The following is a 17,671-nucleotide window of genomic DNA, read 5'->3' as shown; positions in this document are numbered from 1 at the left end:
CGCGACTACTTCAACGCGATCGCGGCGCGCCGGGCCGGCGCCGGGCCGGCGCCGGGCGCGGCGTCACCCTGTAAGAACTGCCTCGAATTGCTTCGCGGTTGGCGATGCGCGAGGGTCGGGCGTCATCGTCGGCCCAGACGCCCTGCCGGCGCGCCTGCGGGCCGACGGCGCGGCGCCATCCCGCCCCGAGGAGAAGGAGAAGTTCATGGCCTCGATCATTGCCGGTCGCTTCACGGACTATCCCGCCGCCCAGCGCGCCGAAGGCGTGCTGCTGAGTCGCGGCCTAAAGCACGAGGATGTCTGCCTCTACTACGTCAACCCGCCGGGCCGCCATGCGCGGACGCCCATCGGCGGCGATCACATGTCGGACGCGGCCTCGCACCGCACGCCACGCGGCTCGATCGCGGGCGTGGCGGTGGGCGCGGCGATCGGCGCCGCCGTGGGCGTCGGCATTGCCAGCGGCGAGACGCTCTCGACGATTCCGGGCGCGCTCCTGGTGATCGTGGCGGCGCTCATCGGCGGGCTGTCGGGCGCGCTTGGCGGGGCGCTGCTGCGCACCCGCGAGCCGACACAGCCGACGCAGCCCCGGCACCCGTCGTCGGAAAAGCCCTCGGGCGCCGAACAGGACCCGGCCGTGCGCGAGCCGGGCGTGCTGCTCGCCGCCCATGTGGAAGACGGCGCCGCGCGCCAGCAGGTGGCCGACCTGCTGCGTACCGTGGGCGCGCGCGACGTGGAGCAGGCCCAGGGCGACTGGCGCAACGGCGAGTGGGCCGACTTCGACGCGGTGCGCGCGCCGGGACAATCGACGGGGTCGCATGCCTGACCTGACCATTCCGTCCCGCGCCGACGGCGCCCTTGGCACATCGCCGCCCCTGTCGCGCCCCGGCGGCCCCGCCGACGCACCGCCGCTGGCCACCGCGCCGCCCCTCTTCATCGTGGCCAACGCCGGCTCGGGCCGGCAGGACAGCGCCGCGCTCGCCGAGGCACTCGCGGCGCGGCTCGGTCCGCCGGGCGAGGGCCGACGCCATCAGCTGCTGCTGGCCGAGGCCGGCGCCAGCCTGCCCGGTCTCGCCGCCGAGGCGGTGCGACGCGCGCGCGCGAGCGGCGGCGTGGTCGTCGCGGCCGGCGGCGACGGAACGATCAACGCCGTCGCCCAGCAGGTGCTCGGCCAGGGCGTGGCCTTCGGCGTGCTGCCGCGCGGCACCTTCAACTACTTCGCGCGCAGCCAGGGCGTGCCGGTCGATCTGGCCGAGGGCATCGACACGCTGGCGCAGGAACGGCCGGCGCTGCGGCGGGTGCAGGCCGGCTGCGTGAATGGCCGCGTATTCCTCGTCAATGCGAGCATCGGGCTCTATCCGCGCCTGCTGGAGGAACGCGAGATGTGGAAGCAGCGGCTCGGCCGCAGCCGGCTGGTGGCGGCCTTCGCGGCGCTGGTGTCGCTCTGGCGCGAGCACCGGCCGTATGCGCTCGGCATCGAGAGCGAAGCGCTGGCGCGACCGGCACTCACGCTGCGGGCCTCGACGCTCATCGTCGGCAACAACCCGCTGCAACTGGCCCGGCTCGGCCTGCCGGAAGCCGAGGCCGTGGTCGATGGCGAGCTGGCCGCCTTCGCGCTGCCGCCGCTCGGCCCGCCGGGGCTGATGCGGGTGCTGCTCGACGGCGCGCTCGGTCGGCTGGCTGAATCCGACGATGTCACGCGCTTCGCGTTCCGGCGCATGACCGTGCACGCGGGCCGGCGCCGGGCGCGGCGCGGCGTGAAGCTCGCGCTTGACGGCGAGATCGTGAAGCTGCATCCGCCGCTCCTCTTTGGCGTGGCGCCGGCGGTGCTGCACCTAGTGGTGCCGCCGCACCTGGCCGGCGTGCGCGACGCGACGCTCGACTCGGAGGCGACGGCTTGAGCCGTGTGCTGCTGATCTCCGATCCGCATTTCGGCACCGAGCGTCCCGCGGTGGCGGCGGCGCTCACCGCGCTCGCGCAGGCCACGCGCCCCGATCTGCTGGTGCTGGCCGGCGACATCACGCAACGCGCGCGGCACGGCCAGTTCGCGGCGGCGCGCGCCTTCATCGACGGCCTGGGCATCGCGGCGCGCGTGCTGCTGCCGGGCAACCACGACCTGCCGCTGCTCGACCTGTGGACGCGCTGGCGCGCGCCGTATTCGCGCTACGCGGCGGCCTTTGGTGCCGACCTGGAGCCGGTGCATGACGATGCCCGGCTGCTCGTCATCGGCGTCAACACCACGCGCGCCGCGCGGCACAAGGACGGCGAGGTGTCGGCCGCGCAGATCGAGCGCGTGGCGGCGCGGCTAGCGGCGGCCCGACCCGGCCAGCTGCGCCTGGTGGTGACGCATCAGCCACTGCTCGCCATCCGCGCCAGCGACGAGGCCAACCTGCTGCACGGCCATCGCGCGGCGGCGCGGGCCTGGGCGCGCGCCGGCGCCGATCTGCTGCTCGGCGGCCATATCCATCTGCCCTATCTGCGGCCGCACGAGGAGGCGCACCAGACCGCCGGACGGCGGATGTGGGTGGTCCAGGCAGGCACGGCGGTGTCGCGCAGGGTGCGCGAAGGCGTGCCCAATTCGGTCTGGCTGCTCCGCTGGGGCGGCGCGGACGCGCCGGCCGGACTGTGCATCGCCGAGCGCCACGACCATGACGACGCGGCCGGCGGCTTCCGGCGCGTCGAGCGCCATGTACTTGCGATCGACAGCGCGCCGGTCGAGGCGCATGCGTCGGCGCTGGCACTGACGCGCGACTGAGCGCGTCGGCGTGAAGACGCGTCGACCGGGCGGCGCGGGCGAGCGACACGAGCAGCCGCGCCGCGCCCGCCTCGCCCAGGCTTAGCCCATGGCCGCCGGCAGCGTGAGCGTGAACCGCGCACCGCCCTCGGGCCGGTTGGCGGCCACGAGGCTGCCGCCCATCGCGGTGGCCAGCGCGCGCGACAGGCTCAGCCCGAGGCCCATGCCGCCCTCGCTCGGCGCGCCCGCGCCCCGGCCCACGAAGGGCTCGAAGATGCGGTCGAGCGCGTCGGGCGGGATGCCCGGCCCGCGATCGCACACGGCGATGCTCACCTTGCCGTCGGCCTGCTCGCACTTGAGTTCGACCGCGCTGCCGTGCGGGCTGAACTTGCCGGCATTGGTCACGAGGTTGAGCAGCACCTGCATCAGCCGCTGCTCGTCGCCGCGCAGGCGCAGCGCCTCGGGGCAGTCGATGACGAGCCGGTTGCTGCGCTCGGCCAACGCGGCCTCGACCAGCGGGCGCAGCCTCAGCATCAGCGGCGCGAGCGCGAGTTCGGTGTTCTCGACCGCGAATTCCTCGCGCGCGGTGCGGGCCAGCTCCAGCAGGTCGTTGATGAGCCTGAGCTGGTGATGGCCGGCCTCGACGATGTGGCCGAGATTGCGCCGCGCGCGCGGCGTCAGCTCGTCGCCTTCCTGCACCGGGATGAGCTGGGCGAAGCCGAGCACCGCGTTGAGCGGCGTGCGCAGTTCGTGGCTCATGCGGGCGAGGAACTCGTTGCGGGTGCGCATCTCGCGGTAGGCCAGGTCGCGCTCGTGGCGCAGCCGCGTCGCCAGCTCGCGCTGGGTGACGTCGCGCGAAAACCCGACCACGCGCGCCGGCTCGCCCTCGGCATCGCGCTCGACATGGGCGCTGAACTCGATCTCGGCGCTGCCACCGTCGGGCAGGCGCAGGCGCAGCACCACCGGCTCGCGCGGCGGCCGGCGCTCGACGAGCAGGCGGCGCGCGAGCGGCGCCGATTCGAGCTGGAAGCGCGCGAGCCAGTCGTCGAGGTCGGGCACCGGCGCGCCGGCGGCGAGACCGTGCTGCTCGCGCACGCGCTCGTCCCATTCGACGCGGCCGCTCGCGGCATCGACGCTCCACAGCCCGAGCCCGGCCGCCGCCGACGCGAGCGCGAGCCGCGAGGCCATGCGCTCGATCGCATGCTGGTGCTCGCGCTGGCCGGTGATGTCGGCGAAGGACAGCACGTAGCCCGATTCCGATTCGCCGGCGAGCGGGATCGGCTCGCCGTTCACGTCGAGCCAGATCGGCGCCGCGCCGGGCAGGCGCAGCCCCACCACGCGCCGGTTGAAGGCCGGAAAGCGCCCGAAGCCCTGGAGCGTGCCGGGCGCGAATTCGCGCGGGCGGCCGTCGGCATGCAGCAGCTCGCGCTGGTTGAGCAGCTCGGCGATGTCGGGCGGCGGCGCGTCGGCATCGAAGCCGAGCAGCTCGGCCGCGCGCGGATTGGCCGAGACGATGGCGCCATCGCCGTGCAGCACCAGCACGCCCTCGTGCAGCGCGTCGACCACGCCGCGGTTGACCGCCTCGCTGCGCATGAGCGCGGCCTCGGTGGCCTTGCGCGCCGACACGTCGCGCGCCGTGACCTGGATCGCCACCACGCTGCCGGCGGCATCGGTCACGAGGGTCGAGAGGCCCTGGAGCCAGATCCAGCGGCCGTCGGCATGGCGGTAGCGGTATTCGACCGGCGGGCTGGGCAGGCGGGTCTCGATCATGGCCTCGACGGCGGCGCGGCAGCGGTCGGCGTCCTCGGGATGCATGAACTGGTAGCGGACACGGCCGAGCAGCTCGTCGGCGCGATAGCCGAGCAGCGGCTCGCAGGTGTCGAGCACGACCATGTAGCGGCCCTCGCGGTCGTGCTGGAACACGAGGTCGCGCAGGCCGTTGCCGATCATGCGCAGCCGCGCCTCGCTCGCCGCCAGTTCGGCGGTGAGCGCCACGAGCATCAGCTTGGCCACCGCCAGCGTGGCGATGTAGGTCCACAGCATGAGCAGGCTCTGGTGCGTGTCGGGCACCGCGAACGGCCCGCGCCCGAGCGCCGTGCCCACCGCCGCGAAGGCCGACAGCAGCAGCCCGCCGAGCGCCGCAATCGCCACGCCCGAGCGCAGCGCGACCCAGATCAGCCCGAGGAAGGGCAGGAACACGAGCGGCAGCGTCAGGTCGCGCAGCCAGGGCAGGTCGCTCATGAAGAGCGCCCAGCCGGTCCAGCCGAGCAGCAGCAGCCCGATCGTGCCCTCGACCATCTCGCCCGGCATGCGGCGCCACGGCGGCCGCGCCGAAAGCGCCAGCAGCGGCACGCCGCACACCAGCGCGCCCACCGCGTCGCCACACCACCAGTAGAACCAGGCGCGCGACAGCGCCGATGCCGGCAGCAGGCCGTGCAGCCAGAGCTGGATCACGCCGTTGCTCGCATTGACCAGCATCGCCAGCAGCACGCCCAGCGCCACGTAGCGCAGCACGTCGGCGCGCCGCTCGAAGGCCGGATCGAAACCGCCGCGCCGCAGCAGCCAGGCGCCCAGCGCCGGCCCGGCGGTATTGCCGCAGGCAATGCCCGCCGCCAGCGCGGCCGACGCGCTGATGCCCAGGTTGACCGCCAGCGCCCCCGCGAAAACGGCCGGCCACATGCGCGGCCCCCACAGCAGCAGCGCCGCGAGCGCGATGCCGGTGGGCGGCCAGATCAGGGTGATGTGCGTCCCGACATACGGCACCGCGAGGCCGAGCCGCCCGGTGGCGTAGTAGGCGGTGGCCACGACCAGCCAGCGCAGCAGCAGCCGAGGCCGGCCGGAGGCGGCGGGATCAGGGTTTTCCATCAGGCGAGACCACCTCCGAAATTCGACCGATCGTCGCCGGTCAGATGTGGAGCACCCACTGGAGCACGTTCTTTGCGACGAAGCCGAGGATGCCGAAGGCCAGCACGACGAACAGGATGATGGTCCCGAACTTGCCGGCCTTCGACTCGCGCGCGAGGTTGGCGATGATCGCGAGCATCAGAAGGATGAAGCCGCCGACGCCCCAGGTGAGGCCGAAATTGGCGATTTGTTCTTCGGTGAAACCGAACACGTGAACCTCCGGAAAAGTCTCGATGCTACGCCGGCCGCCCCAGGCGGCCCTGGCGTCATTCCAGTTTGACGGAGCCACTTGATGCGACCCCTGCCCGCTTTCTGCGCGTATGCGACATCGCTTGCCGCACTGCTTTTGTGCAGCGCAGCACCGGCGCAGGAATTGCCTCGCACCGGCGTGCCGCGCGGCGAGCCGCCGGCCGCGCTGCGCGCCCAGACGCCCCTGCCGCCCTATCCCTACCGCAGCGAGGACGTGGTGTACGTCAACGAGCGCTCCCATCTGCAGCTCGCGGGCACGCTCACCGTGCCCCAGGGCGCGGGGCCGTTTCCGGCGGTCATCCTCATCTCCGGCTCCGGGCCGCAGGACCGCGACGAGAGCTATTACGGTCACAAGCCCTTCCTCGTGCTTGCGGACCACCTGAGCCGGCATGGCATCGCGGTATTGCGCGTGGATGACCGCGGCGTGGGCGGCTCGCAGCCCGGCCTGCGCGAAGCCACCACGGCCGATCTCGCCACCGATGTCGAGGCCGGCGTCGCCTGGCTGCGCACCCGCTCCGAGATCGATCCCGACCGCGTCGGCCTCATCGGCCACAGCGAAGGCGGACTGATCGCGCCGATGGTGGCCGCCGACGATCCGCGCATCGCGTTCATCGTGCTGCTCGCGGGCGTGGGCGTGCCCGGCGCCGAGGACGTGCTGGCCCAGGTGAAGGCGATCAAGGAAGCCTCGGGCGCCCCCCCCGACCGCGTGGAGGAAGCATTGGCGGTGGCGCGCGCGGTACAGCGCGCGGCCGTCGGCCAGCCCGACCTGCGCCAGGCGCGCGCCGAGCTGATGCGCACGCTCGCTGCCGGCGGCATGCCGGCCGAACAGGCGCGGCGCGAGTCGTCGAGCATCTATTCGGCCTGGTTCCGCTACTTCCTGGCCTACGACCCGGCGCCGACGCTGGCGCGCGTGCGCTGCCCGGTGCTGGCGCTGGGCGGCAGCAAGGACCTGCAGGTGCCCAGTCCGCTCAACCTCGGCGCGATCCGCAGCGCGCTGGCATCGAACCGCGACACCACGATCGCCGAGCTGCCCGGCCTCAACCACCTGTTCCAGACCGCCGACAAGGGCCTGCCGTCGGAGTACGCCTTCATCGAGGAAACGCTCGCGCCCGAGATGCTCAATCTGGTCGGCCGCTGGGTGGGCGCGCGCGCGACCGCCGTGCGCGCGACGGCGGCGGTGCGCTAGGGCACGGCCACACGGCGCAAGCCCTGCCGGCGGCGCCCCTTGTTCGGTGAACGGCGCGACGCGCGCGGTCCGCCAGGGGCGGGAAAGGCTGGTCGGCACGCGGCCCGGATCAGGCCGGCCGCGCCGCGACCGCGCGAATCGGGTCCAATTGCGCGGGCAATGCGATTGCATTGCGGCAATTCACGCAATTCGGTTCGGACGGAAATGAAAGCCGATTGCCCGGCAGCCAGAGCCATTCAGGCTCGATTCCGCGCCAGCAAATCCGATACGGCCGCGCGCGTGAATCAGGCGTAAAGCGTCTGACCCGCGACGAGATTCGGCCAGTTCTCGCGCAATTTCTTGGCGATGGTGGCGACGAGTTTCTTGTCGGACGCCGCGCCGGGGCCGACCCAATCAGTCCCCTGCGACCACATCTCGAAGAAGCAATGCATCGTCGCGTCATATTCGGTGCCGGTCGGCACGGTCATGTCGTGCAATGACACGATTGCGTCCTTGCCGACTTCGAGCCGCCAGTCACGATCGTCTTCCACCGAGCCGAGCAATGCCGCCACATCGGCATCGCCCCATTCCTTAGAAATGTCGAAAGCCATGGTCTTCTCCACGGGATGAAACCCGACAAACGCGACAGGGAATTGCGCGCGGTATGGCTTTCAGCAATTTCGGGGCCGGGCGACGCGGATCGCCGGCGCCGTGGCTCAGGGCGTGGCCGGCAAGGCGGGCGAGGGCGTTCCGCCCGTCATGGCGCGGTCGCAGCCCCGTCACCAGGGCGCGTGCCCCATCGTCTTGCGCAGATGAACGTAGTCGTAGAAATCGCTGAGCATGAAATGCCGCATCTGCGGTTCGCGCATGTGGCGCTGGACTTCGTCGTCGCCATTGAGCCAGCGTTGCGCCGTGATGCGGAATTCCTGCGGCATGCTCAGATTGAAAGGCGAAGGCTCGATCAGCAATCGCACGATCTGCTCGAACAGCAATCGGTAAGTCTGGTCTTCGGCTTCGAGATATACCGGCCCGAAATCCTTGCCATATCGGCCGAAGAGTTCGAGGTAATCATCGGCGTCGGGTTTGCCTGCGGCGGGCGATGTGCTCATGATGATCGCTCCCAATTGTTGAAAGTGCAGGCGACATCATGCCAAGCCTCGAAGAAGCGCGCGCCCTGCTGGCGGCAAATCCTTTCCCGCCCAATCCGTGGATCGAGATCACGGATGACGCAATTCTCATCAAATGTGGATTCACCGACACGCTCGAACGCATCCTGCGCTGGGTGCCGAAGGCGCGCTGGGTTTCGGAAAAGCGGCATTGGACGGTGCCGCTCACCGCCGCCGAAATGATCCGCTCGGTATTGCCCGAGGTTTCCCGTCTGGCCGAGGCCACGCTCGAAGAAGACGCCGCCCTGCGTCGCGCCCGCGCGCGCAGCCTGGTCGAGCCGCAGGCGCCCGTGACGCCACCCGCGCCGCGCGTCGCACCGGCCGAGCTGCCCACGGCGCGCGACCTGTTCCGCGATTCGGCGCGGCTGCTGTTCGGCACCGACTGGCAGCGCGACACCGCGCGCGCCCTCGGCCGCGACGAGCCGGCGCTGGCCTGCTGGCTCGTGGGCGAGCAGGTGGTCGAGGCCGACGAGTCGGCGCTGCTCGGCGAAATGCTCGACCTCATGCGCCGCCGCGCCGTCGAGATCACCGCCGCCGCCGATCGTTTCGAGCGGGTGAAGGCCGCGCTCGCGAAGCCGGCCGAAGGCTGAAAACCCGGCCGCACCCGACCGATCACGTACCTCGCGCCAGCCGGCTGTTCATCGCTTCCGGCGCGCGCCCCAAGGCCGTCAAACCTATCCACATCCTGTGGAAAAGTTTCTGGCGGAAATCCATCCACAGGATTTGTCGCCGGAACTCGCGGCGATGAACGGTCACGCCATCGCCTTGCAAGCCTTTTCACCGCGCGTCCGCTCTGGGGAAAACTTTGTGAATAGCGCGCGCCAGCGCCTGTGGACAAGCTTCTGGACAACCGCCGGATATCCAGTGGCATATCCAGTAGTCCAGCCTTGAGGAAAAGCGGTGTCCAGCCTCGTGGAAGACCGGTGGATACCCTCGTGGAAAACCACAGTCGAAGCCGGTGGATTGCCAAGGGGAAAAGCCGGTGCGCGGGCGGTGGACAACTCCCCGCCCGCCACGGCCGCCTACCGGCCCGCAGACGGCCTTGCGCGCCCTTTCCGAGCGCAGGATCAGCCCGGCAGCAGGCTCACGAGTTGCGCCGCGCCCTGAGCCTCGATGCGGCAATCGATCGGCAGGAAGCGCGCGATGACAGCCGCGTTGCTGCGCAGGTGCTCCGTCACCGAGCTGCAGGTGAATCGCGTCGCCCGGCCGCTGTGGACAACCGCGAGCGCGAGCGGCAGCAGCAGCTGATCGGCCAGATGCGGCCCGACCGCCGCGCCGCTTTCCAGCCAGCCGCGCGCCTCGTTCACCACGCGCCGCGCGACCGTCTCGGCCGTCACCGCCTTCTCGCCGAAGGCCGCGAACACCTCGCAGACTTGTCCACAGGAAAAGCTCGCGACCACCGCATTGCCCGGCCCTTCGTTGGCGCGCAGCGGCGGGATGCGCAACTGCGCCTCGCGCCAGCCGAAGGCCGTCGCCAGCACCGCGAGTTCGCGCTCGGCCACATGGCGCGGCACGGCCGCCACCAGCGCCTCGCCCCAGGCCTCGCGCGGCTCGCCGCGTTCGGTCAGGTCGAAGGGCAGCAGGGCGGGGCGGCCATCGGCGCCGGCCGCTGCCGGCCACACCTCGACCTCGACCTGCCCACCGCCCGCCGGAAAGAAGCCATGCCGATGCAGCTTTGCCTCCACCCGCGCGCCCATGCGCTCCAGCAGCGGCAGGAAGGCCCGCTCGATGAAGGGGAAGGGCGGCGCGAGCGGGTTGTGCGTGCCGCCCGCGAGCAGCAGCCGGCTCGGCTCGCGCGCCAGCAGCAGCGGCGGCAGCACGGTCTGCAACAGCAGCATGCAGCTGCCCGCCGTGCCGATCGCAAAGTGGTACTCGCCGCCGCGCACCGCGCCCGGCACGAAGCCCACCTCGCGCGAGCCGGGCTCGGCGCCCGTCACCTCGGCATCGCAGACGTCGCGCGCCGCGAGCACGCAGGCCAGGTGCTGACGCATCAGGCCCGGCCGCGACCGCTTCGCGCGGATGTTGACGACGCGCACCGGCTGCCCGGTGCACATCGACAGCGAGAGCGCGCTGCGCAGCATCTGCCCGCCGCCCTCGCCCTCGGAGCCGTCGATCTCGATCATCGCGTCAGCCCTTCACGCACACGACCTGGCGCAGCGTGTGCACCACGTCCACCAGATCGGACTGGGCCGCCATGACGGCGTCGATGTCCTTGTAGGCCATCGGGATCTCGTCGATCACGTCGGCGTCCTTGCGGCACTCCACGCCCTCGGTCGCGGCGAGCTGGTCGGCCACGGTGTAGCGCTTCTTCGCCTGGGTGCGGCTCAGCACGCGGCCCGCGCCGTGCGAGCAGCTCTCGAAGCTCTGCGGATTGCCCTTGCCGCGCACGATGAAGCTCTTCGCGCCCATGCTGCCCGGAATGATCCCGAGCTGGCCCGCCTTCGCGCTCATCGCGCCCTTGCGCGTCACGTACACCTCGCGGCCGAAGTGCGTCTCCTGCTGCACATAGTTGTGGTGGCAGTTCACGGCCTCGACATGGCTCTCGAAAGGCTTGCCGATGACCTTACGCGCGGCCTCGATCACCTGCCGCATCATCAGCTCGCGGTTGAGCCTTGCAAACGCTTGCGCCCAGCTCACCGCGCGTACGTAATCGCCGAAGTACTTCGCGCCTTCCTCGAAGTAGGCGAGGTCGCGGTCGGGCAGGTGAACGTCGTTGCGCTCGGCATCCTTCTTGGCCAGCTCGATGAACATCGTGCCGATCGCATTGCCCACGCCGCGCGAGCCCGAGTGCAGCATGAACCACACCGCGCCCGCCTCATCCAGGCAGACCTCGATGAAATGGTTGCCGGTCCCGAGCGTCCCGAGGTGCTTGCGGTTGTTGGTGTTCTTCAGCTTCGGGTAGTCGCGCGTGATCTCGGTGAACTCGCCGTCGAGCTGCGCCCAGGCCGCGTCCACCGCGTCGGGCGGCGTGTTCCACGCGCCCTTGTCGCGCGCGCCGGCGGTACGGCCGTGCGGCACCGCCTGCTCGATCGCCGCGCGCAGCGGCGCGAGATTGTCGGGCAGGTCCTCGGCGCGCAGCGTGGTCTTGCAGGCCATCATCCCGCAGCCGATGTCCACGCCCACGGCGGCCGGGATGATCGCCTTCACCGTCGGGATCACCGAGCCGATCGTGGCGCCGATCCCCACATGCACATCGGGCATCGCCGCGACGTGCGGCCACACGACCGGCAGGCGCGCGGCATTGCTCAGCTGCTCGGCCGCCTTCGGGTCCACGGGCACGCCGCGCGTCCAGGTACGCAGCGGCACGCCGCCCTCGACCATCGTCTCTTCATAGTTGTAGTTCGTTTGCATCTTCTTCGTCCTTGCGGTGCTTGCCGCCGGAGTGACGGGAGCGGCGGCCCGGATCGGGCCGCCGGCGCTGGCCGGAAGGCGAGGGTGCCGCCCGCCGGCATCGCCGTCACGCGGTTGGCGCGGCGGCGATGGCGGGGGCAATGGCAACCGCCGTGCCACGACCGCGCCGCGCAGGCCAAGTGACTGATCCGTCAACAGAATTGTCCACAGCCTGTGGATAGGCGCTGCGCAGAGGCTCGCCGCTCGGCTAGATTATCGGCGCGCAACTTATCCACAAAGCTAGCCATGCCTCGCAAACCCCTCGTCGTCATCGGCTTCCTCGGCACCCAGCTCGACAATGCCGGCCCCGGTGCCGGCCGCTGGGAGAAATGGCGGCCCACCGTCGCCCTCGCGCAGCACGAGCATGTGGTGATCGACCGGCTCGAACTGCTCATGCCGCCCAATGCGCGTCGGCTCGGCGACCGCGTCGCCGCCGACATCGCCACCATCGCGCCCGAGACCGAGGTGAAGCTGCACGACTTCCCGCTGCGCGACCCCTGGGACTTCGGCGAGGTGTACGCGGCCCTCTACGACTGGGTGCGCGCCTATCCCTTCGACACCGCGCGCGAGGACTACCAGGCCCACATCACCACCGGCACCCATGTCGCGCAGATCTGCCTCTTCCTGCTGGTGGAGGCGCGCTTCTTTCCGGGCGTGCTGCTGCAAAGCTCGCCGCCGCGCAAGCAGGTGCCGGGCAACGCGGGCAGCCTCACCGTCATCGACCTCGACCTGTCGCGCTACGACGCGCTGGCCGCGCGCTTCCACCGCGAGCGCAGCGACGCGCTGGCCTTCCTCAAGAACGGCATCGCCACGCGCAACGCGCGCTTCAACGCACTGATCGAGGAGATCGAGCGCGTGGCCGTGCGCTCGCGCGCGCCGGTGCTGCTCGTGGGGCCGACGGGCGCGGGAAAGTCGCATCTCGCACGCCGCTTATATGAGCTGAAGAAGGCGCGGCACCGGCTCGAAGGCAGCTTCGTCGAGGTGAACTGCGCGACGCTGCGCGGCGACGGCGCGGCCTCGGCGCTGTTCGGCCATCGCAAGGGCGCCTTCACCGGCGCGATCACCGAGCGCGCCGGCCTGCTGCGCACGGCGCACGGCGGGCTGCTCTTCCTCGACGAGATCGGCGAGCTGGGGCTGGACGAGCAGGCGATGCTGCTCAAGGCGATCGAGGAGAAGCGCTTCTTTCCGGTCGGCGCCGATGCCGAGGTGGCGAGCGATTTCCAGCTCGTCGCGGGCAGCAACCGCGACCTGCGCGCCGAGGTGGCGGCCGGGCGCTTCCGCGACGACCTGTTCGCGCGCATCAACCTGTGGACCTATGCGCTGCCCGGCCTGGCCGAGCGGCCCGAGGACATCGAGCCGAACGTCGAGCACCTGCTCGCGCTCGCGGCGCAGGAGCTGGGCCGCGCGGTGCGCTTCAACGCCGAGGCGCGGGCGCGCTACCTGCGCTTCGCGCAATCGGCCGAGGCGGGCTGGCGCGGCAACTTCCGCGACCTGGGCGCGAGCGTCACCCGGCTCGCGACGCTGGCCGAGGGCGGGCGCATCACCGAGGCGCTGGTGGAGGCGGAGATCGGGCGGCTGCGGTGGTTGTGGGCGGAGGAGGGCGGTTTCGGCGCGTTTTCCGGGCCGCTGGCGGGTCTTCGGGCGCCGGGAGCGGGGTTGGAAGCCGGAGAAGCCGCCGCGCGCGCTGGCGCGGCCGTGGCGCGGGCGGGCGACGACGCGACGCCCGGCATCCTCGACCTCGCGCGCGACATCGACCTCGCCGCGCTGCTCGGCGGCGACGCGCTGGCCGCGCTCGACCTGTTCGACCGCGCCCAGCTCGCGGCCGTGGTGGCCGTCTGCCGCGACTCGCGCACGCTGTCGGAGGCCGGGCGACGGCTGTTCGGCGCGAGCCGCGCGCGGCGCAGCGTGGTGAATGACGCCGACCGGTTGAGGAAGTACCTCGGGAGGTTCGGGCTGGGGTGGGAGCGGGTGGCGGGGTGAGAGCGGGGCGGGAATCGCGTCAGAACTCCGGTGGATTTATCCACAAGCTGTTGATAAATCCACCGGAGTTTTGACGACGAAAAAATGCTGAGTTCAGCGGAACAGCCAACATGCGCACGTTGGCAACCGCAATTTCCGTCGTCTCGATAAAGATAACCATCTCATCGCCAATTCGAAAAATTATTCACCATTAGGCAATTTATTTTGAGCCTTACTGGGTGTAATAGCATCTAACGCTCTTGTCGCCAACACCTGCACTTGCTCAGAGAAGCCTGGCACGGCTCTTATCGCCTGTTTAACGATTTCAGACGACGCAAACTCATGCAAGGGACTACCGTGAGCATCAGCTTCAATCAAGCGCAAAGGAAGTTCATCGAGACGAGTTAATGCAGATGTCAGCAACCGCGCCTCCATATCGCCATCAAACCTTGCGGCTTCGCGTCGAAACCCTTCATAAGCTCGCGAGATTGATGCTTTGAAAGCATAGTCCTCGGCAAGCCTAAATCGCTGGCCAATTTGCTTAGTTGCCAGCCACGCAAACCAAACAGGCGCACCAATCGACAATAGAGAGAGGAGTAAATTTAGAAAAAGCACTAAGCCTGAAACATTTTGGATTTTGAGAAGCTCTGACAAGGCATGCAATTGACCAGAGCCGAAATAACCACCCGCAACTAGAGCGAACATGAGTCCAATGACCCAAAACCACATCGACTTCGATAAGGCACTCGATCGCTCACTAAAAGCAGCAGCCAATCCTACGCTAGTAGCAGCTGAGTAGGCTGTCTCACACCGATCAAGTACAACTTTCGCCTTATCAGCGCGCATATTAAGTTCGTTATCAATCTCAGCTGCCCTTTCTTTTAGCCGAAAAATATCAGCTTGATCTATCGCCGCGTCTTTTGCGAGATCGGCAATTTTTTTCCGGGCTTCAGACAAAGACTCCAAGTCAGTGGGAAGTTGGTCGGCCGCGTTATATGCCAACTCAATACGCCCCACCATCGTTTCAAGCGATTCAGTGCGCGGCCCCAATCCATTTAAGCGCGCTTCTAAGCTACGAAGCTGCGAACCCAATTTTTTTAGCTTAACAGCCGCTTTGACTTGCTCATCATCTACAAGCACCGCTGTCAGCGCTTTACGAAGCCCTTGGAGAGTAAACAAATACACAGGAACGGCTGCTGCTGCATTACCCCAAATCTGCCCTACAGTGTTTTGCTGCAAAAATTGCAGGCGGCGTAAATAATCCTGTAATCTTGCAGCATTATCACGCAAGTCATCACCCCCATAAGCCTCAATCAGGTCAGCGATAGCTTGCGCCTCTTCAATCAACTCAGATCGGGTCAACCCTGGGAATGACCAATTGCCGTGCGCATTACCAAATGGCTCGTCACTTGGAATGGAAGACTGAAGCTGGGTAATTATTTGATTTAATTGCCCTTTAATCTTTTCAAGAGTTGAATGCATTTTCTCAAGACGTTTGTTGATTACTAAAAAACTAGGACTTTTTAAAATTGCGGGGCTTAGAACCGGTCTTTAAACTGAGCCCCGCAAGAATTTAAACGTCAATATTCCCCGCCGCCAGCGCATTCCTCTCGATGAACTCCCGGCGCGGTTCCACCTCATCCCCCATCAGCGTCGTGAAGATTTCGTCCGCCGTGATCGCGTCCGAGATCTGCACCTTCAGCAGGCGGCGCACGGTCGGGTCCATCGTCGTTTCCCACAGCTGCTCGGGGTTCATCTCGCCCAGGCCCTTGTAGCGCTGCACCTGCACGCCGCGCTGGGCTTCGGTCATGAGCCAGGCCATCGCCTCGCGGAAGTCGCGCACGGGCGCTTCCTTGCGCTTCTCGCCGCTGCCGCGCGCCACCTTGGCGCCGTCGCCCAGCAGGTGCTGGAAGGTTTCGGCGGCGTCGGCCAGCGCGGCGTAGTCGGCGCCGTGCACGAAGTCGGCGTCGATCACGCTCACGCGCACGTTGCCGTGCACGATGCGCTCGATGCGCAGCTGGTGCTTCTCGGTCTTGGTGTCGAGCTGGGCGTACACATGCACCGTGCCGTTGCCGAGCACGGCGCGCAGCGCGGCGGCGCTGGTCTCGGCGCCTTCCAGGCTGTCGAGATCGAGCTTCACGCCGTCGGCGATCGCATGCAGCGTCTTCTCGTCGATGAGGCGGGTGAGGCGGCGCACGACGGCCTGGGCCACGAGCTGCTTGCGGCTCAGTTCGGCCAGCGCCTCGCCGCTGATGGGCTCGGCGCCGTCGCGCGGCGTGAGCTGGGCGTCATTGAGCGCGAGCCGCAGCATGTGGGCGTCGAACTCGGCGTCGTCCTTCACGTAGCGCTCGTCCTTGCCGTGCTTGACCTTGTAGAGCGGCGGCTGGGCGATGTAGATGTGCCCGCGCTCCACCAGCGGCGTCATCTGGCGGTAGAACAGCGTGAGCAGCAGGGTGCGGATGTGGGCGCCGTCCACGTCCGCGTCGGTCATGATGATGATGCGGTGGTAGCGCAGCTTGTCGGGGTTGAAGTCGTCGCTGCCGCCGCCGGTGCCGATGCCGGTGCCCATCGCGGTGATGAGCGTGGCGATCTGCTCGCTGCTCACCAGCTTGTCGAAGCGCGCGCGCTCCACGTTCAGCACCTTGCCGCGCAGCGGCAGGATCGCCTGGAACTTGCGGTCACGGCCCTGCTTGGCCGAGCCGCCGGCCGAGTCGCCCTCGACGATGTACAGCTCGCACTTGGCCGGGTCCTTCTCCTGGCAGTCGGCCAGTTTGCCGGGCAGGCCGGCGCCGTCGAGCACGCCCTTGCGGCGCGTCATGTCGCGCGCCTTGCGCGCCGCCTCGCGCGCCCGCGCGGCCTCGACGATCTTGTTGCAGATGATCTTGGCGTCGATGGGCTTTTCGAGCAGGAAGTCTTCGAGCGCCTTGGCGACGATTTCCTCCACCGGGCCGCGCACCTCGCTCGACACGAGCTTGTCCTTGGTCTGGCTGCTGAACTTGGGCTCGGGCACCTTCACGCTCAGCACGCAGGCGAGGCCTTCGCGCATGTCGTCACCGCCGGTCTCGACCTTGGCCTTCTTGGCCAGCTCGTTTTCCTCGATGTACTTGTTGATGACGCGGGTCATCGCGGCGCGCAGGCCGGTGAGGTGGGTGCCGCCGTCGCGCTGCGGGATGTTGTTGGTGAAGCAGAGCACCTGCTCGGCGTAGCTGTCGTTCCACTGCATCGACACTTCGACCGAGATGCTCAGGCCGTTGTCGAGCTGCTTCTCGCCCTGGGCGTAGAACACCGTGGGGTGCAGCACGGTCTTGGCGCGGTTGATGAAATCGACGAAGCCCTTCACGCCGCCGGCGAGCGCGAAGTCCTCTTCCTTGTTCTGGCGCTGATCCACCAGGCGGATGCGCACGCCGTTGTTGAGGAAGGACAGCTCGCGCAGCCGCTTGCTGAGGATCTCGTACTGGAACTCGACGTTGGTAAAGATGGATTCGTCAGGCAGGAAATGCACTTCTGTGCCGCGCTTCTCGGTCGGCCCGAGCACCTTGAGCGGCGAAACCTGCACACCATCCACATCTTCAAGCACGCGGTCCTGCGGCACGCCCTGGCGGAACTCCATGTAGTGCGCCTGGCCGTCGCGGCGCACCGTCAGGCGCAGCCACTTGCTGAGCGCGTTCACGCAGCTCACGCCCACGCCGTGCAGGCCGCCCGACACCTTGTAGCTGTTCTGGTTGAACTTGCCGCCGGCATGCAGTTCGGTCAGCGCGATCTCGGCCGCCGAGCGCTTGGGCTCGTGCTTGTCGTCGAACTTCACGCCCGTGGGAATGCCGCGGCCGTTGTCGGTGACCGAGATGGAGTTGTCGGTGTGGATGGTGACGACGATGTCGTCGCAGTAGCCCGCGAGCGCCTCGTCGATGGAGTTGTCCACCACCTCGAACACCAGATGGTGCAGACCGGTGCCGTCCGAGGTGTCGCCGATGTACATGCCGGGGCGTTTGCGCACGGCTTCCAGCCCTTCGAGGATCTGGATGGATTCGGCGCCGTAGCCCCCGCCGGTGGGAGCCGGCTTGTTGTTGTCGGGGTTCTGGTCTTCGGGTTGTCGGGCTTCGGTCATGC

Annotated in this window: 15 protein-coding genes; 6 read left to right on the top strand and 9 right to left on the bottom strand. The window is 68.7% G+C overall.

All coding sequences use genetic code 11. The features are described from left to right. Positions 1 to 205 precede the first annotated feature (205 nt). The 3 genes from H566_RS30125 to H566_RS25470 are packed head-to-tail and all read left to right on the top strand — an operon-like array spanning position 206 to position 2,752. Positions 206 to 823 carry a hypothetical protein gene (locus tag H566_RS30125; RefSeq protein ID WP_028312092.1) on the top strand — a complete coding sequence of 206 codons (618 nt, stop codon included), beginning with the start codon at positions 206 to 208 and terminating at the stop codon, positions 821 to 823. Beyond that, on the top strand, positions 816 to 1,898 hold the full coding sequence (locus H566_RS25475) for a diacylglycerol/lipid kinase family protein (protein WP_084545141.1): 1,083 nt from the start codon (positions 816 to 818) through the stop codon (positions 1,896 to 1,898). The genes H566_RS30125 and H566_RS25475 overlap by 8 nt, the downstream gene beginning before the upstream one ends. Continuing rightward, a complete protein-coding gene (locus H566_RS25470) occupies positions 1,895 to 2,752 on the top strand; it encodes a metallophosphoesterase family protein (protein ID WP_051378817.1) in 858 nt (285 codons plus the stop codon). Before H566_RS25475 ends, H566_RS25470 begins: the two co-directional genes overlap by 4 nt. A gap of 81 nt (positions 2,753 to 2,833) precedes the next feature. Here H566_RS25470 and H566_RS27595 read toward each other — a convergent pair whose 3' ends face one another. Together H566_RS27595 and H566_RS30120 are read right to left on the bottom strand one after the other, a co-directional pair. Further along, positions 2,834 to 5,596 (bottom strand): MASE1 domain-containing protein, encoded by a 2,763-nt coding sequence (locus H566_RS27595; protein WP_051378816.1) that lies wholly within the window; start codon positions 5,594 to 5,596, stop codon positions 2,834 to 2,836. A 40-nt stretch (positions 5,597 to 5,636) separates the two neighbouring features. After that, a complete protein-coding gene (locus H566_RS30120) occupies positions 5,637 to 5,846 on the bottom strand; it encodes a DUF2788 domain-containing protein (protein WP_028312091.1) in 210 nt (69 codons plus the stop codon). Between the two features lie 162 nt (positions 5,847 to 6,008). Between H566_RS30120 and H566_RS25460 the strand changes: the two genes are divergently transcribed. Beyond that, the gene (locus tag H566_RS25460; RefSeq protein ID WP_245591371.1) at positions 6,009 to 7,070 is read left to right on the top strand and encodes an alpha/beta hydrolase family protein; all 1,062 of its coding nucleotides are present in this window, start codon (positions 6,009 to 6,011) and stop codon (positions 7,068 to 7,070) included. 284 nt (positions 7,071 to 7,354) lie between these two features. Here the strand turns inward: H566_RS25460 and H566_RS0115080 are convergent, their stop codons facing one another. Both H566_RS0115080 and H566_RS0115075 read right to left on the bottom strand, forming a co-directional pair. After that, complete coding sequence (locus tag H566_RS0115080) at positions 7,355 to 7,660, bottom strand: hypothetical protein (RefSeq protein WP_028312090.1); 306 nt, start codon at positions 7,658 to 7,660, stop codon at positions 7,355 to 7,357. 168 nt (positions 7,661 to 7,828) lie between these two features. Next, positions 7,829 to 8,158 (bottom strand): hypothetical protein, encoded by a 330-nt coding sequence (locus H566_RS0115075; protein WP_034411879.1) that lies wholly within the window; start codon positions 8,156 to 8,158, stop codon positions 7,829 to 7,831. A gap of 38 nt (positions 8,159 to 8,196) precedes the next feature. On the opposite strand from H566_RS0115075, the gene H566_RS25455 reads away from it, so the two are divergent. Further along, on the top strand, positions 8,197 to 8,805 hold the full coding sequence (locus tag H566_RS25455; RefSeq protein ID WP_034411878.1) for a hypothetical protein: 609 nt from the start codon (positions 8,197 to 8,199) through the stop codon (positions 8,803 to 8,805). A gap of 477 nt (positions 8,806 to 9,282) precedes the next feature. Here the strand turns inward: H566_RS25455 and rtcA are convergent, their stop codons facing one another. Further along, positions 9,283 to 10,338 carry an RNA 3'-terminal phosphate cyclase gene (rtcA, locus tag H566_RS0115065; protein ID WP_028312088.1) on the bottom strand — a complete coding sequence of 352 codons (1,056 nt, stop codon included), beginning with the start codon at positions 10,336 to 10,338 and terminating at the stop codon, positions 9,283 to 9,285. 4 nt (positions 10,339 to 10,342) lie between these two features. Then, positions 10,343 to 11,566: an RtcB family protein gene (locus tag H566_RS0115060; RefSeq protein ID WP_028312087.1), complete on the bottom strand. Its 1,224-nt coding sequence runs from the start codon at positions 11,564 to 11,566 to the stop codon at positions 10,343 to 10,345. A 285-nt stretch (positions 11,567 to 11,851) separates the two neighbouring features. Here H566_RS0115060 and rtcR point away from each other — a divergent pair, with 285 nt between their 5' ends. Next, positions 11,852 to 13,585: an RNA repair transcriptional activator RtcR gene (rtcR, locus tag H566_RS0115055; protein WP_028312086.1), complete on the top strand. Its 1,734-nt coding sequence runs from the start codon at positions 11,852 to 11,854 to the stop codon at positions 13,583 to 13,585. 19 nt (positions 13,586 to 13,604) lie between these two features. On the opposite strand, the gene H566_RS29465 is transcribed toward rtcR, so the two are convergent. From H566_RS29465 to gyrB, 3 genes are all read right to left on the bottom strand, one after another. Continuing rightward, positions 13,605 to 13,745 (bottom strand): hypothetical protein, encoded by a 141-nt coding sequence (locus H566_RS29465; protein ID WP_169732539.1) that lies wholly within the window; start codon positions 13,743 to 13,745, stop codon positions 13,605 to 13,607. 20 nt (positions 13,746 to 13,765) lie between these two features. Continuing rightward, the gene (locus tag H566_RS29115) at positions 13,766 to 15,046 is read right to left on the bottom strand and encodes an AAA family ATPase (RefSeq protein ID WP_156924449.1); all 1,281 of its coding nucleotides are present in this window, start codon (positions 15,044 to 15,046) and stop codon (positions 13,766 to 13,768) included. 91 nt (positions 15,047 to 15,137) lie between these two features. Further along, positions 15,138 to 17,669: a DNA topoisomerase (ATP-hydrolyzing) subunit B gene (gene gyrB, locus H566_RS0115050; protein ID WP_028312085.1), complete on the bottom strand. Its 2,532-nt coding sequence runs from the start codon at positions 17,667 to 17,669 to the stop codon at positions 15,138 to 15,140. Positions 17,670 to 17,671 lie beyond the last annotated feature (2 nt).

It is taken from the genome of Derxia gummosa DSM 723, assembly GCF_000482785.1.
Classification (GTDB): domain Bacteria; phylum Pseudomonadota; class Gammaproteobacteria; order Burkholderiales; family Burkholderiaceae_E; genus Derxia; species Derxia gummosa.
Note: the sequence above shows the minus strand (reverse complement) of the source record. Positions and strands in the feature narration are given on the sequence as shown.